Origin of the sequence: Pseudomonas sp. SbOxS1 (assembly GCF_013416725.1) — a bacterium.
In the GTDB taxonomy this organism is placed as follows: Bacteria; Pseudomonadota; Gammaproteobacteria; order Pseudomonadales; family Pseudomonadaceae; genus Aquipseudomonas.
Genome location: NZ_JAAVXC010000012.1, coordinates 42,588 through 57,495, shown reverse-complemented (window position 1 = coordinate 57,495; position 14,908 = coordinate 42,588). Strand labels below are relative to the sequence as shown.

General features: G+C 59.8%; 15 protein-coding genes. 2 read left to right on the top strand and 13 right to left on the bottom strand.

Going from position 1 to position 14,908, the window contains the following annotated elements; all coding sequences use genetic code 11:
• Positions 1–18: 18 nt before the first annotated feature.
• The 4 genes from HFK74_RS15475 to HFK74_RS15460 form a co-directional block, all read right to left on the bottom strand.
• Positions 19–1,161, bottom strand: coding sequence for an acyl-CoA dehydrogenase family protein (locus tag HFK74_RS15475; protein WP_257230335.1), 1,143 nt, complete (start codon positions 1,159–1,161; stop codon positions 19–21).
• A gap of 33 nt (positions 1,162–1,194) precedes the next feature.
• A complete protein-coding gene (locus HFK74_RS15470) occupies positions 1,195–2,340 on the bottom strand; it encodes an acyl-CoA dehydrogenase family protein (RefSeq protein WP_180204267.1) in 1,146 nt (381 codons plus the stop codon).
• A 149-nt stretch (positions 2,341–2,489) separates the two neighbouring features.
• The gene (locus HFK74_RS15465) at positions 2,490–2,987 is read right to left on the bottom strand and encodes an RES family NAD+ phosphorylase (RefSeq protein ID WP_180204266.1); all 498 of its coding nucleotides are present in this window, start codon (positions 2,985–2,987) and stop codon (positions 2,490–2,492) included.
• The gene (locus tag HFK74_RS15460; protein WP_180204265.1) at positions 2,987–3,562 is read right to left on the bottom strand and encodes an antitoxin Xre/MbcA/ParS toxin-binding domain-containing protein; all 576 of its coding nucleotides are present in this window, start codon (positions 3,560–3,562) and stop codon (positions 2,987–2,989) included. Before HFK74_RS15460 ends, HFK74_RS15465 begins: the two co-directional genes overlap by 1 nt.
• 148 nt (positions 3,563–3,710) lie before the next feature.
• On the opposite strand from HFK74_RS15460, the gene gfa reads away from it, so the two are divergent.
• Together gfa and HFK74_RS15450 are read left to right on the top strand one after the other, a co-directional pair.
• On the top strand, positions 3,711–4,289 hold the full coding sequence (gfa, locus tag HFK74_RS15455; RefSeq protein ID WP_180204264.1) for an S-(hydroxymethyl)glutathione synthase: 579 nt from the start codon (positions 3,711–3,713) through the stop codon (positions 4,287–4,289).
• A 140-nt stretch (positions 4,290–4,429) separates the two neighbouring features.
• Positions 4,430–5,758 (top strand): DUF1214 domain-containing protein, encoded by a 1,329-nt coding sequence (locus HFK74_RS15450; protein WP_180204263.1) that lies wholly within the window; start codon positions 4,430–4,432, stop codon positions 5,756–5,758.
• A gap of 366 nt (positions 5,759–6,124) precedes the next feature.
• Here HFK74_RS15450 and HFK74_RS15445 read toward each other — a convergent pair whose 3' ends face one another.
• The 9 genes from HFK74_RS15445 to HFK74_RS15405 all read right to left on the bottom strand — a co-directional run bounded on the left by HFK74_RS15445 (position 6,125) and on the right by HFK74_RS15405 (position 14,795).
• Positions 6,125–6,310 carry a hypothetical protein gene (locus tag HFK74_RS15445; RefSeq protein ID WP_180204262.1) on the bottom strand — a complete coding sequence of 62 codons (186 nt, stop codon included), beginning with the start codon at positions 6,308–6,310 and terminating at the stop codon, positions 6,125–6,127.
• 20 nt (positions 6,311–6,330) lie between these two features.
• Positions 6,331–6,690 carry a DUF6124 family protein gene (locus HFK74_RS15440; protein ID WP_180204261.1) on the bottom strand — a complete coding sequence of 120 codons (360 nt, stop codon included), beginning with the start codon at positions 6,688–6,690 and terminating at the stop codon, positions 6,331–6,333.
• A gap of 229 nt (positions 6,691–6,919) precedes the next feature.
• Positions 6,920–7,216 (bottom strand): LuxR C-terminal-related transcriptional regulator, encoded by a 297-nt coding sequence (locus tag HFK74_RS33490; RefSeq protein ID WP_180204260.1) that lies wholly within the window; start codon positions 7,214–7,216, stop codon positions 6,920–6,922.
• A gap of 70 nt (positions 7,217–7,286) precedes the next feature.
• Positions 7,287–8,348, bottom strand: a complete 1,062-nt coding sequence (locus HFK74_RS15430) for an RHS repeat-associated core domain-containing protein (protein WP_180204259.1) — start codon at positions 8,346–8,348, stop codon at positions 7,287–7,289.
• Positions 8,349–8,463: 115 nt separating this feature from the next.
• Entirely contained in the window at positions 8,464–8,607 is a 144-nt protein-coding gene (locus HFK74_RS15425; protein ID WP_180204258.1) for a helix-turn-helix transcriptional regulator, read from the bottom strand.
• A gap of 70 nt (positions 8,608–8,677) precedes the next feature.
• A complete protein-coding gene (locus HFK74_RS15420) occupies positions 8,678–9,706 on the bottom strand; it encodes an RHS repeat-associated core domain-containing protein (RefSeq protein ID WP_180204257.1) in 1,029 nt (342 codons plus the stop codon).
• Positions 9,707–9,821: 115 nt separating this feature from the next.
• Positions 9,822–12,503 (bottom strand): LuxR C-terminal-related transcriptional regulator, encoded by a 2,682-nt coding sequence (locus tag HFK74_RS15415; protein ID WP_180204256.1) that lies wholly within the window; start codon positions 12,501–12,503, stop codon positions 9,822–9,824.
• Between the two features lie 341 nt (positions 12,504–12,844).
• A complete protein-coding gene (locus HFK74_RS15410; protein ID WP_180204255.1) occupies positions 12,845–13,987 on the bottom strand; it encodes an acyl-CoA dehydrogenase family protein in 1,143 nt (380 codons plus the stop codon).
• 118 nt (positions 13,988–14,105) lie between these two features.
• Entirely contained in the window at positions 14,106–14,795 is a 690-nt protein-coding gene (locus HFK74_RS15405; RefSeq protein WP_180204254.1) for a TetR/AcrR family transcriptional regulator, read from the bottom strand.
• Between the last annotated feature and the right edge of the window lie 113 nt (positions 14,796–14,908).

Genomic DNA, 14,908 nt, shown 5'->3' with positions numbered 1-14,908 from the left:
GCTCTCCTATGATCGCGCTCACAACGTGCGAGCGATGATTTCTTTCATGATTTCGTTGGTACCGCCCCAGATCCGGTTGCCACGGGTATCGAGGTACAACCGGGCAATCGGGTATTCGGTCATGTAGCCATTGCCGCCATGCAGCTGCAGGCACGCATCGACCACGCGGCTGCTGAGCTCCGCGGTCCAGTACTTGGCCACCGCCGCCGCTTCGGCGGTCAGTTCGCCGCGCAGGAGCAAGGCCATGCAGCTGTCGATCCACGAGCGGCCGATCTGTATTTCGGTCTTGAGTTGCGCGAGGGTGAAACGCGAGTTCTGGAAGTCCAGCACCGGCTTGCCGAAAACCATGCGCGTACGGGTGTACTCGATGGTGTGATCCAGCGCCGCTTCCGCCTGGCACTGAAACCCGACGGCGCCGATGATCCGTTCCCACGCCAGGTCATGCATGAGCTGGTAGAAGCCCTGCCCCTGCACGCCGCCAAGCACGTTTTCCGCCGGTACGTGGCAATCGTCGAAGAACAGCATGCTGGTGTCCTGGGCGTGCAGGCCGATCTTTTCCAGCGGCTGCGATCGACTGAAGCCTTCGCGTTCTTTCTCGACGATGACCAGCGAGATGTCCTGGGCGCCCTTGCCGCTGTCGCCGGTCTTGCAGACCACCAGCGCCAGGTCGCAGGACGCGCCATTGGAGATGAATGTCTTGGAACCGTTGATGACGAGCTCGTCACCTTCGGCCCTGGCGCGGGTGCGCACCGCCTGCAGGTCCGAACCGGTATTGGGTTCGGTCATGGCGATGGCGCCCACGGCGGTACCTGCAATCATTTTCGGCAACCAGGCCTGCTTCTGCGCCTCGGTGCCGTAGTTGAGGATGTAGTTGGCCACCAGGCCGTGCACGCCGAAGCCGATCAGGCCCGAGGCGCCGGCATGCATGAATTCTTCGGCAAAGACCATGTCGAACAGGCGATCGGCACCGGGCCCGCCATATTCCTCCGGCATCGACGGCAGCAGCATTCCCAACTCGCCGGCCATGCGCCAGACCTCACGGGGCACGCATTTGTCTTTCTCCCACTGGGCATGGAACGGGTTTACTTGCTGCTCCAGGAAGCGGCGGCAGGCGCGTCGAAACTCATCGTGCTCAGTGCTGAACAAGGTACGGGGTATCAGGTATTCCATGGGGGTAGTCCTCTGCAACCTTGATCAGAGCGTGCGCCCGACCAGATCTTTCATGATGTCGTTGGCGCCGCCGGCAATACGCAGGACGCGGTGATCGAGGTAGTGACGCGCAACCGGGTACTCGAGCATGTAGCCATTGCCGCCATGCAGCTGGACGCATTCGTCCACGACCTTGGTGTAGAGGTCCGAGCACCACAATTTGGCCGAGGCTGCCGCTTCAGGGCTGAGGGTGCGGGCCAGGCATTGCTCCATGCAGCGGTCGACGTAGTTCTGCGACACCGCCAATTGCATCTTCAGGTCGGCCAATTTGAAGCGGGTGTTCTGGAAGGCGAAGATCGGCTTGCCGAATACGTTGCGGCCCTTGGTGTACTCGAGCGTGCTGTCGAGCACCGCCTCGGCGCCGGCGACGCTGCTGATGGCGATGGAGAGCCGTTCCCAGGCCAACTCCTTCATCAACTGGATGAAGCCCTGCCCCGCCACGCCGCCCAGCAGGTTTTCCCTGGGCACCCGAACGTTGTCGAAGAACAGCATGGTGGTGTCCTGGGCGTGCAGGCCGACCTTGCGCAATGGCTGGGATCGGCTGAAGCCTGCGCGGTCGGCCTCGACCAGGATCAGCGAGATGTCCTGGGCGCCTTTGCCGGTATTACCGGTCTTGGCGACGACGACCACCAGGTCGCAGTTGGTGCCGTTGGAGATGAACGTCTTGGCGCCGTTGATGACGTACTCGTCACCGTCCAGTACGGCGCGGGTCTTGACCGCTTGCAGGTCGGAGCCGGTATCGGGCTCGGTCATCGCCACCGCGCCGATGGCCTGGCCTGCCGCCATCTTCGGCAGCCAGCTGTGCTTTTGCTGTTCGCTGCCGAAATTCACCAGGTAGCCGGCGACGATGTCATGCACGCCGAAACCGATCAGGCCGGACGCTTGGCCTGCGCGGTAGATTTCCTCGGTGGCGATCATCGAGAAACGCCGATCCAGCCCCAGCCCGCCATAGGCTTCGGGCGTGGTGGCATTGAGCATGCCCAGCGCCCCGGCCCGCTCCCAGATGGACCGCGGGACCCGATGGTCTGTTTCCCACTGTTCGAGGCAGGGAGCACATTCCTGAGCCAGGAAGCGCCGCACGCTGCTGCGAAACGCCTCGTGCTCATGGTCAAACAGGCTGCGCGGTATCATCGGTGGTTCTCTCCTTCGGTCGTCAGTCGGCCACCTTTGAAGGGGCTCTGGATCGATCATAGGAGCAGGTATCGACGATACGCCCCCTCGGGGAGGGGGGGATTGAGCGCAACGCTAGCTGAACACAGGGAGAGTGGGCAGAACCGTTTTCAGGACAACGGCTTGTTAAGGCGCCCATCAAGGGCGAAAGGCTCCTGCAACACCAACTCGTACAATCCGAGAGCCAGTTGCGGGTTCATCGCTAAATTCCAGCTATGCGGCGAAACACTGGAAGGGACCAGCACAAAGGGATGCTGGCGCAACAACTCAGCACCGAACTGTTGCTGGCTGCGGCTGGGGGTACCCGGTACCAGCCAGTTGGAATTGGCAATGCTTTGAGGCTGCACCACAAAGATCTTCGACCGGTCGAGCACGAGGACCTGCGTCAGACGATGGGGCTTGCAATCCAGCGCCTCGAAACCCTTATGCACCGCCACTTCAAGAATGGCCGTAGAAGCATCCAGGGCGGCATAAACGGTGGCCATACCTTTGGGGTTCCAGCGCCCACCCACCTTTTCAGCCCCCACGCCCGAATTCCAGGTGGCGGCATGTTCAGCAGGATCAAGGCGCCAGAAATGAATCTCACCGCTCAAAGGGTCTTTAGCCATCAATAGACCCCGTACTCGATACGCGTCAGAAAGTCAGTCACCAACTCATACCCGACTGAATTTGAAATCAGGTCGATGGGTGTCTCACCATCCAGCCCCCGAGCGGGCTTGACCATCCACTGCTCGGCAAGCTCACGCGAACCCAGCACATCCGTGGCTTTTTCCAGGACCTCGGCATAATTGAGCGCGCGCGTGCTTTGCTCCGGGGTCAACGCTTCATTAGGCGTTTTCAACCGCCGCGCAAGCGTACGATCAGAGGTGCCTACGATCTTCGACAGCACACCGCTTTGCTTGTACACCGTGCTGTTTTCGATCATATCCAGCACCAACTGCAGCGGGAAACCGTGTTTAACGGCCCTGTAGATGTCCATGCGATCATCGCTGGCTTTCCCGGAAAGCAAGACCGCAACCATCGGTGGCACGCGGCTCGAGCGCGCCATTGCCACCCCCGCCGGATGCTCGCCATAAGTAAGGACATTGGCACTAACCTTAGGGGGGCGTGGCTTGACCTTTCTTTCTCGGCTGGCATCTTTGGCAACCTCATCGACTACAACATCTTTCTTCCTGGCGCTCATGGCGACCTCCGTCGCTCCGACATCTGGCATTAACTATAGTGCCAAATGGCAGAAAAGCCTAATCCAGCACAGAGGAACGCTTCGAATGTCGCGCTATGCTTTATCTGGGGGTATTCATCTGGGGGCAGCCTGAACAGGAGGAGCCAGCATGGCCACCTTGAAACTTCACCCTGCACTGGACAACGGTATCCAACCCGCCGCCGCGAACTTCAGCGGTGGCACCCTGCAATGCCTGTGCGCGAGCGACAAGGTCGAGGTCCGGATCGACGCACAAACCCTGCATAACCACGCCTGCGGCTGCAGCAAATGCTGGAAACCGCAAGGCGCGATATTCGCCGTCATCGCCGTGGTTCCCCGGGATAAGGTCAGCGTTACGGCACACGGGGAAAAGCTGGCGATTGTCGACGAAGCCGCCACCATCCAGCGTCACGCCTGCAAGCAGTGCCACGCCCATCTCTTCGGGCGCATCGAGAACAAGGAGCATCCGTTTTACGGCCTGGACTTCGTCCATACCGAGCTCTCTCCCCAGAGCGGTTGGGCGGCGCCGGGCTTTGCCGCGTTCGTGTCCTCCCTCATCGAAACCGGCACACCGCCTGCGCAAATGCCGGCTATCCGTGAGCGCCTGCGTTCGCTCGGCCTTGAGCCCTACGACTGCCTGTCCCCGGATTTGATGGATGCAATGGCCACGCATGTGGCTAAAAAGAAAGGCCTGCTGCGCGAGGCCTGATCGGTCGGTCGCCGCGGTTTCTTCACCAGGCTGCGGCCCGGATGACCACCACTCCAAAGGAGGGGGCGCGCACTACGTCGGATGCAGGCTAACTGGCCATGACCCTGAGGTCATTTCGACTGCATTCGACGGAGATCTTCATGTCCTTGCGTTTACCTTTCACACGGGCCGCGACCGCTGCCTGGCTGATGACGGCCTGTTTACAGGTGCCGGTCGCGCTTGCGCAAACCCCGGTTATCACCGACCAGGCTATCAGCGACGCCTATATCTACCTGTACAGTCGGTTGCTGGTAGCACGTCAGCAGCAGTTGGACTTCAAGGCTGGCATGCAGTGGAACACCTTGAGCCATCACCAGCCCGGCGCGGTGGATTGGCCCAACCCTAACGTGGATGTGGCTTACTCCGAAGCCTGGGTAGCGGTGGACGAGAACAGCTGTACGCTGATTTCGGTGCCCGAGATCCGTGGCCGCTACTACACCGTGCAATTTCTCAACGGCTGGGGCGAGACGCTGGCCAACATCAACGAACGTGTGTTCCCCAAGCATCCGCATGGCGAGTTCGCGGCCTGCCTGCAAGGTTCCAAGGTCAAGTTGCCTGCCAACACCCAGCGAGTCGACCTTGCGGCACGCACGGCGCGGGTCCTGGCGCGCGTCGAGCTGGGCAGCGACTGGAGCGAGGCCGAGCGCTTGCAACACGCCTTCAAGATGCGCCCGACTGGCACGCCACAATTGCCGGAGATTGCGCAGACCCTGATGTTCCCTGGGCAGCAATTGCCCGGCGTAGAGGCGTTCGATTCTGCCACCTTGGCGCTACAGGAGCCTGACCTGAACCCCGGGATGGAACCCTTGCAAGCCAAGGTCCGCGCCATCGCCGCCGCCATCGCCGATCCTTTGGAGCGGGCGCGTATCGACAAATCGATCCGCAGCCACACCTTCGCCGATCTCGCCAAGGCCGCGCCGTTGATCGGCCACGGTCGTGTCAACAATGGCTGGGGTCGCCCTTCCACCTCCGGCACCTACGGCAGCGACTACCTGACCCGTACCCTGGTGAACCATGGCGGTATCTGGGCCAACACCCAGCAAGAAGTGGTCTACTACCGAGGCGGGCTGGACGAAAACGGCAAGCCACTGGAGAGTGCACAAAGCTATTCGATGACCTTCCCCGCCGACCAGTTGCCCGCGTCGATGGTGAATTACTACTGGTCGATCACCGCCACCGACGCCAGGCACTTCCGCGTCCTGCCCAATGCGCAGAACCGCTTTGCGATCAACAGTCACTCGCCGCTGGCCTACAACAAGGACGGCTCCCTGACCCTGCACTTCGCCCCCACAAAACCGCAGGAAGTCGCCGACGGCAACTGGCTGCCCACCTCGCCGGGCCAGAACTATCGCCTGGTCTTGCGCTTCTATGGGGCCAAGGGTGGGGCGACTGCGGGTGAATATTTCCCGCCGGTGATCAAGCATTCCTGATTATCTGCCGGCAGCCACTCTGGACTTCAGGGTGGCTTGCCCATCCCCCCCTACAAGGGTTGGTTACCAAATTGAAACCGGGGATAGACTGACCCGGCGAAACCCCAGCGGGCGAAGTGAATGGCGCGTCCACGCAACGCGCCCTTTCTTCGCTGCGCTGGTGGTTCGCGCTTAAGATCCAGCAGCACTGAGCATTTTGTGGTGAGGGGATTCATCCCCGTTGGACTGCGCAGCAGGCCCTCTTTTGGGGCCGCTTCGCGACCCAACGGGGATAAATCCCCTCGCCACAAGTGGAGTGTCAGGCTAATCAGACGGCTCAATTTGATCCAACACACCCCCAGGCGACCGAGTGGGACGGACATTGGATCAACCCAGGCGGGCCTCCAGAACGACGACAATAAAGATCGTTAGAGCGAACGCAGCACCGATACAGAAAGGCAACAGAAAAGCGCGTGCCATTGAGGGGGCTGGCCTGTCCATTTCTTCGGCCAGCTCAGCCATTTCACGCTGCAACTGCTCAATGTCGGCTTGCCGGGTAGGTTGTGGGGGCATGCTGCAGGTTCCTGTATGGGCTAGCCAGGCGGATCAATCTGATCCAACACCCGATTCGCCGTGATTTCCGCGAGCATCACGCTGTTGGAAATGCCCAGCAGTGCATTGCGCGACCCACCGTCCAGATGATCGACCAACTGGTGCACCATCACATCGACCGAGGCCAGTGTCTCGACCAGATAAACCATCAGGGTTTCGCGCGTGGCTTGCGGGTCGACGGTAAACAACGTGCTGGGTGTTCGCGGCGCGGCCTTGATGTCGGCGGTCGAGGGGAAGTGGTAATCGAGGGCGCGTTCGGCGGCCTTGTTGAGTTTGTTTGAGTCGGGTTCGTAGGGGGATGCTGGATCGGTGTCCGGGGGATTGGGTGTGACCTTGAACATAAGCTAGATCCTTACATGGAGTGCCCCTCTCTCGCGACTAAACGAAAGGGAGGCAACTGTGCGCAGGTTAGTCGACCGGGGATCTAGCAAACCGGCGCGCCCGAAGGCGCCCTGCGCACAGCTACCATCGAGTGCAGGCATGGGAATACCTGACTGATAGAACCTATGCACCTCACTAAACCACCGGGCGACTAAACCCGATCACTGACAATCAGTGACCCGAACAAAGTTACCGAGCAGCCCCAAGGCGCACAAGCCGGCGGATTCTGGCGTACCCGTAGGCAACGGCGCAAGGTCTTGTAGCTTTCAGGAAGTAATCTGTAGGGCGTTTAAACAAGCAATCTTGAGCGCGTTTAAGCAGTGCCCCACTGCTGCTTAACCCCGACTCAATCAACCCATTCTTGCGCGCCCACGACACCTCATCATAACGACTCGAAACCCCCAGCTTGGAGTAAATGTTTTTCAGGTTCCACTTCACCGTTTCCAGCGAGATGTTCAGTGTCAGGGCTATGCGCTTGTTGGCCATTGCAGCGATAGCGCTCAATGGTGCGCTGTTTGTCCAGCGCACAGTCGATTGTGCATCTCGTGGGTAGTCATTACTGTCGGATGTTGTTAGCGGTGTCACTTGGTGGTGGAGGCGCGAAAGGATGGTGTGTTGAATAAGGAGGCAGAAGGTCAGACTGAGCTCTCGTTAATTCCATGATTTTATCTTGAGCCACTTGTTGAGTTTCTGCACCCCAACGCCTAAATTCGCGCTCCCACACTTTCCGTCTAGCACGAGTTTCCGCATCAAGAAGCATAGTATGTTTTTTTAGCTTACGCTCAAACCTTTGAAGTTTGCTTGTTTTTACTGCGGCCAAAGAATTTCTATGGATCACCTCACCAATATTGGTCGATCTATCAATCATTCTCTTGTATCCCCTGAAAGATTCGTATGAGCCGTCCATCACCTCATTGACGGCTTTACTGAATAGATACGTATCAGGGGTAATGCGAGCCTTAGCTGCCGCTTTATTTATTTTTTTAGTGCCACCCAACACTTCTTTAACATACTTTAATGTAGCAACAAAGTTACCATCGATCCTGAATGCATCATTCTGAGCCACTATATTCACGACTCGTTTTAATACGTGCCCCGTTGGATCCGTCCTGTTAATTGGGTCTCCCGCACAATATGCATAAGCATTGATTCCCCCCTTCCCAAATGGACTCCAACTGTCCGGGCTGTTAAACCGCATCAACACAGGGTTGAATTGGCGATAGCCATTACCCAAATGATAATGACCTGTCACCGGATCCGGCCGTTCGCCGTTGAAACCGAGCAGGCTGAGCAAGCCGTTTCCCACAGGGCGGTGGCCGTAAGGTGTGTAGGCGACGGAACGAGGTGGCGTTGCGTCGAGTGCGTTCAACACCGAGCGTTGTTGATCGGTGAGGAGCAAGGTTGTGGCTACGGTGCCACCCTGACGCTGGCGCTGCGCCAACAATTGATTGTCGGATTGAAAGATTGAATGCTGCACCCAGTCCTGGATCTCGGTGGCCAGGCGGTTTTCCTGATAGAAGCGCCCGGTGCTAGCCTGCTCCGCTGGCGTACACACGGCCAGGCGATCCAGTGCGTCGTAGTAGTAGTGGCAGAGCGGGGTTTCGCGGTTGGTTCGCATGGGGGCGGGCTCCCTGAAAGGTCCGTTGCTTCAGGCGACTACTCTCGCGCAATTGGCCCGCGCTGCCTACTAGCAGAACTGATAGTGTTCTGTCTGTGAAACAAGCCTGTAGGCATCACTCAATCAACCCATTCTTGCGCGCCCACGACACCGCGTCATAATGACTCGAAACCCCCAGCTTGGCGTAGATGTTTTTCAGGTTCCACTTCACCGTTTCCAGCGAGATGTTCAGTGTCAGGGCCACAGGTTTGTTGGCCATTGCAGTAAAAGCGCTGAATGTTGCACTGTTTGTCCAGCGAACAATCAATAGCGCGGCTAATTTGCAGCCATTACTTTCGGATGTTCCTAACGGCGTCGGTTGGTTTTGGAGAGGCCGAAGCAATGTTCGCCAAGGCCACTATTCTATCAATACCCATTTGTTTACTTTTACTCTCGACAGCCAAAATATCAGTTGACATCGACTGCATTCTTGCCCACGCTTTATTATTCACTAGATCATAAGTGGACACCCATTCCTTGAATCGAAAATACCTCTCTACCTCTACTGAGATATTAGAGCTAGCGTCCATTACAATATTAGCGTTGGCGGCCTTGGCAATCTGATTCTGATAGGTATTTATGTCCGCTAATTTATCACTCAGGTGCTTGTTGACGGTTTTATTGAAGAGATAGCTCTCAGGAGTCACTTTTTTTTTCGAATTTGCCGCTTTCATTACTGCTTCACTGCCGCCCAATGCTTTATCCATTTTCTTTAAATCACTTATAAACTGAGAACCCGACGGAGTGAGTTTGGCTTTACTTTGCAACGTTTTCACGAGTGCATCCAATACGTGCCCCGTTGGATCCGCCCTGTTGATTGGGTCTCCTGCACAATAGGCATAAGCATTGATTCCCCCCTTCCCAAATGGACTCCAACTGTCCGGGCTGTTAAACCGCATCAGCACGGGGTTGAATTGGCGATAGCCATTACCCAAATGATAATGCCCTGTCACCGGATCCGGCCGTTCGCCGTTGAAACCGAGCAGGCTGAGCAAGCCGTTTCCCACAGGGCGGTGGCCGTAAGGTGTGTAGGCGCGAGAGCGAGGTGGCGTTGCCTCGAGTGCGTTCAACACCGAGCGTTGTTGATCGGTGATGAGCAAGGTTGTTGCTACTGTGCCACCCTGACGCTGGCGCTGCGCCAACAATTGATTGTCGGATTGAAAGATTGAATGCTGCACCCAGTCCTGGATCTCGGTGGCCAGGCGGTTTTCCTGATAGAAGCGCCCGGTGCTAGCCTGCTCCGCTGGCGTACACACGGCCAGGCGATCCAGTGCGTCGTAGTGGTAGCGGCAGAGCGGGGTTTCGCGGTTCGTTCGCATGGGGGCGGGCTCGCTGAAAGGTCCGTTGCTTCAGGCGACTACTCTCGCGCAATTGGCCAGCGCTGCCTACTAGCAGAACTGCTAGTGTTCTGTCTGTGAAACAAGCCTGTAGGCATCACTCAATCAACCCATTCTTGCGCGCCCACGACACCGCGTCATAGCGACTCGAAACTCCCAGCTTGGCGTAGATGTTTTTCAGGTTCCACTTCACCGTTTCCAGCGAGATGTTCAGTGTCAAGGCCACCCGTTTGTTGGCCATCGCCTGGCTGATCAATTCCAGGATCGCCAGCTCCCGTGGCGTGAGCATTGAAGAAGCGCCATTGGCCGCTGATTCGCTGGAACGACCGACGTTTCCAGGACCAAAGCGCTCAAGCAGCCCTTTCAAGTAAACCTCATCCTCACTGGGCAGCGGCTTGCTCGACAGTGCCACGAGCATCTTGCGCAGCACCTCACCTTCGTCGAGGAAGGTGCGCACCAGCCCCAGGCGGCGGCCCAGGGACAAGGCTTCCAGCAAGTGCGCTTGCGCCTGTTCCGGCTGCAGCAGGTCGCCTTTTGCGCACGCCTGGAGCAACTGGCCGGTGACCAACAATTGCCCGCGACTGAACTTCTTCGCGTAGGAGCCCAGGATCGCCAGGGCTGCGAGGGCTTTGTCCGGGTAGTTGGTGGCCAGCAGCAGACGCGCTTGCGCCAGCGCCGCGATCGCCGGGATGTCTGCCTGGAAGCCCGGGGACTCGCGGTGTTTTTCGGCCAGTACCTGCAGTTTGGCGACCCGGTCGGCGGCCAGTTCCTTGTCGTTCTCCAGCAAGGCGATGCGGGCCTGCTCGGCCAGGCAATGCGCCAGGGCGCGATCCTGGTTGATGGTGCGAAAGTGCCGTTCCTGGCGTTCCAGAAAGGCCATGGCCACGGCGGCACTGTCCTGGAGCAGGTCCAGGCGTGCCCGACAGATCGTCGCACGCAGCATGGTGTCGGGCATGGCCCATTGCAGCAGGCCATTGCGGTTGGCGAGGATCTCCCGCGCTTCGTCGGTACGGTCCACCTCGCGGTAGACCTCGGCGAGCGTGGCAGCGCCCAGATAGGCACTGGCGGCACGGTGCCCGTGCACTGACACCGCGCGGGCCAGTTGTGCCGAGCCGATCCGCTCGGCCTCGCGCATCTGGCCGGCCTGCAGGTAACACAGGGTGCGGGCGCCTTCGGCCACCAACGCCATTTCGCCATTGCGCTCGGCTTCCGGGATGGGGTTGTCATCCAGGCACTGCAGCGCTTCCTCGATGCGTCCCGCCGCCAGGTAAGCGATGGTCAGCAGCGCCGGCGCGCCGAAACGCGTTACGGAATAGTCATCCGGCAATGCCTGGAAATCCTTGAGCAAGCCAATGATCGGCTCGGTGCGATCACGCTGCACTTCGATGGCCGCCTGCACCAGCGGCAGTCGATAGGCGACGTCAGCGTGCTGCGCCGCGCCACTGCGATGGAATTGCTCCAGCCACACCTCGGCCTTGGCCGGGCGAGCCGTGAGTGCATAGGCCAGGCACCCGAGAAAGAACAGGCGCGGCCGGGAAAACAGGATGTCCTGTGGCAAGCGATCGAGCAGGCGTAGCAGCGGGCTGAGCTGACTCAGGCTCCAGGTGGCCGGGGCTGCCCTTTCGATCAGTTGCGCAGCGAAATCCAGGTCGCCCGCCAGGGTGGCGTGGCGTACGGCCTCGGCCAGCAGTTTGCGCTCGGCGAACCAGCGGGCGGCCCGATTGTGCAGTTCGGTCAGCGCTGCGCTGTCGCGACGCGCGAGCCGCGTAGCCAGGAAATCACCGAACAGCGCATGAAAGCGGTACCACGGTTGACGGTCATCGGCTTCGACGCGAAAGATCAACAGGTTTTCTTCATCCAGGCGCTTGAGCATGGCTTGCGCCGAGTTGACGCCGGTAATCGCTTGCGCCAGGGAGGCATTGAAGCGCCGGCAAATACTCACGCTTTCCATGAACTGTGCCAACTCGGGCGGCAGATGGGCCATGACGTCTTCGGCCAGGTAGCTCTGCAGGTCGTCGGAACGCCAGCCCATTTCACGCAGGGCACCGCGCGAGTCGGGGTCGCTGCGCAGCAGGATGATCACCAGTTGCAACGTGGCGGGCCAACCACTGGTGAGCTCGTGGATCTGATGGAATTCCTCGGGGCTGAGCTTCAAGGCCGCCAGGCTCTGTTCGAGAAAGGCGCGGGATTCGGCCAGATCGAACGGCAAGGCGGCGCAATCGAGTTCCAGCAACTGCCCGCTCAGGCGCAGCCGGCTGAAACTCAGCGGCGGGCCTACCCGGGACGAGATGACGAAGTGCAGGTTCTCGGGGCTGTGGTCCAGCAGCTTCTGCATGAGCTGATGGGAGCGCGGGTCGCTGACGTGCTGGTAGTCATCGATCACCAGGAACAACTCTTTGTTGATGCTGGCGGCCCCTTCGACGATGGTCGCCACCACCTCGTCGATGAACTCCGGTCGCGCCCCTTCCAGCGGCACACCGCTGTCCAGGACGATGCCAAGACGCTGCAATGCACCGCGTAGATAGGCGAAGAAAATCGGCACGTGCTTGTCATCGGCGCTGAGTGCCAGCCAGGCGACCTCCGCCCCGGAGCGCATCATCACCTGCCGCCACTGGGCCAGCAGCGTGGTCTTGCCGAAACCGGGGCTGCCGGTCACCAGGCCCACGCGGCATTGCGCCATGCCGCGCAGATCCTCGAGCAGGCGTTCGCGCAGGATGGTCTGGGTACCAATGCGCGGTGGAGCGAATTTCGTCGATACGAGCAGCTTGTCGGTATGCATGTCCTGCCTGGTCTCCGATCCCGGCAAATCCGCCGCAACAGCGTGGCGCGCGTTGCACGACGGATCGGCGAGGTGTGGCCACGTTCTGGCGATGGTCGGATTATTTACCCGAACACCGCTAAAAGACAGCGAGTGTCATGGTTGCGCGCAGGATTGTGGCGGGGAAAACAGACAACCCACCCCCCACAATCGAGGGGGGGGGTACCTTGTAGGAGCGAGCCTGCTCGCGATGGACCCGGGAACGCCGCGGGGTGTCAGGCTTCCCGCGTAATCGTTGACGACCATCGCGAGCAGGCTCGCTCCTACAAGGGGCTGGGTACATCCGCAGGTGTCAGGCCGATTCAGAGGGTTCGCGCTACCAGTTCGCGCATGATGTCGTTGGCGCCGCCGTAGATGCGGTTGACGCGGCTGTCCAGGTAATGCCGGGCAACCGGGTACTCGAGCATGTAGCCGTTGCCGCCGTGCAGCTGCACGCACTGATCCACTACCCTGGAATACAGCTCGGTGCACCACAATTTGGCCGCCGCTGCTGCCTGCGGGCTCAGTTCGTGTTGCAGGATGAGTTCCATGCAGCGATCGGTGTAGGTCTGCCCGATGACGATTTCGGTCTTGAGATCCGCCAGCTTGAAGCGCGAATTCTGGAATTCGATGATCGGCGTGCCGAAGGCCTTGCGCTCGCGGGTGTAGGCGATGGTCTGCTCGAGCACCGCCTGGCTTGCGGCAATGGCCAGGATGCCGATGCTCAGGCGCTCCCAGGCCAGCTCCTTCATCAACTGGTAGAACCCCTGGCCTGGCTCGCCCCCCAGGATGTTGGCCTTGGGCACCCGCACGTCCTGGAAGAACAGCATGGTGGTGTCCTGGGCATGCAGGCCGACCTTGCGCAGAGGCTTGGACTTGGTCACGCCGACCCGGTCGGCCTCCACCAGGATCAGCGAGATGTCCCGCGAGCCTTTGCCGGTATTGCCGGTCTTGGCAATCACCACGATGAGGTCGCTGTTGGTGCCATTGGAAATGAACGTCTTGGCCCCGTTGATCACGTAGTCATCGCCGTCGAGCACGGCGCGGGTCTTGACCGCTTGCAGGTCGGAGCCGGTATCGGGTTCAGTCATGGCCACGGCAGAGATGACTTCGCCGCTGGCCATTTTCGGCAGCCATTGCTGTTTCTGTGCTTCGGTGCCGAAGTTGATCAGGTAGCCGGCGCAGATGTCGTGCACGTTGAAGCCGTTCAAGCCGGAAAGCCCGGCGCGGGCCACTTCCTCGACGGCGATCATCGAAAAGCGTCGGTCCAGGCCCAGGCCGCCATATTCCTGCGGGGTCGTGGCGTTGAGCATGCCCAGTTCACCGGCGCGCTCCCAGACCTGCCGGGGAACCCGATGGTCCTCTTCCCACTGTTCATGGAACGGCGTGCATTGCTGCGCGAGAAAACGCTTCACGCTATCGCGGAACGCTTCATGTTCATGATCGAAGAGAGTGCGCGGGATCATTCAATTACCTCCTAAAGATGGGCTCTGGCGATGCACGCCTTTACGCCACCTTAGGACGACTTGCGCCCGCCCTGCCCCCTCGAAGCGGGTAGGCACGTGTTTGTCTGCGTTGGCGACGTCACTGCGCATCTGCCGTCGTCAGCAAGGCATGGAGCATGCGCGCCAGCATGCGCACGGTGTCCTCTTCCAGCAGGTAGTCCGGTTTTTCGATCAGCAGCGCACGGGGCAACGCCGTGACCGCCTGGTAGGCAAGGAAGCCCGCCTTCTCGCGATCACGCACCCGAACCTCGTCGCAAAATCGCTGCACCAGGGCTGGCATGACCTTCGAGATCCAGAAACGCTCCGGCTTGACGATCTCCAGGCGCACCAGCTCGGCGTAGTAAGCGGCCTTGATGCTCAACTGCGAGTCGATTTTCTCCCAGCGATGCAGGGCTGCAAGACCCGTGCGCAACACCAGTTCGATGCCGTCATACAGCGTCGCCGAGGCCGGCAGTGCGTGGATGTCGACGATGATCTGCTGGCGGGTATCGGCGCGGTAATCCTCGAAAATGCCGGCGATCAGCGATTCGATCGTGGGGAAATATTCGTAGATGGAACTGATCGCCACCCCGGAATACTCGGAAAGACGATAGATCGACAGCGCTTCGCGCCCTTCCCGCTCAAGAACGTCGCGCCCGGCTGTTTTCAAGGCTTCGACCAGGGCCACCGAACGTGCCTGCTTCGGTTGCTTGCGCGGCCTGGCCGGCAGTTTGAGCACAATGTCGTCATTGGTGTCCAGGCCAGGAGCGGCCATGTCCGAACTGCGCATATCGACTCCTTCAGAGTGGAATACGTCCACTGCTTTTCGCCATTTTGCACAGGCTATCTGCAGGGCGATCCGCTCGCCCCCCCTCTCTTTGGGGGGAGCCCATGCCGGTGCTG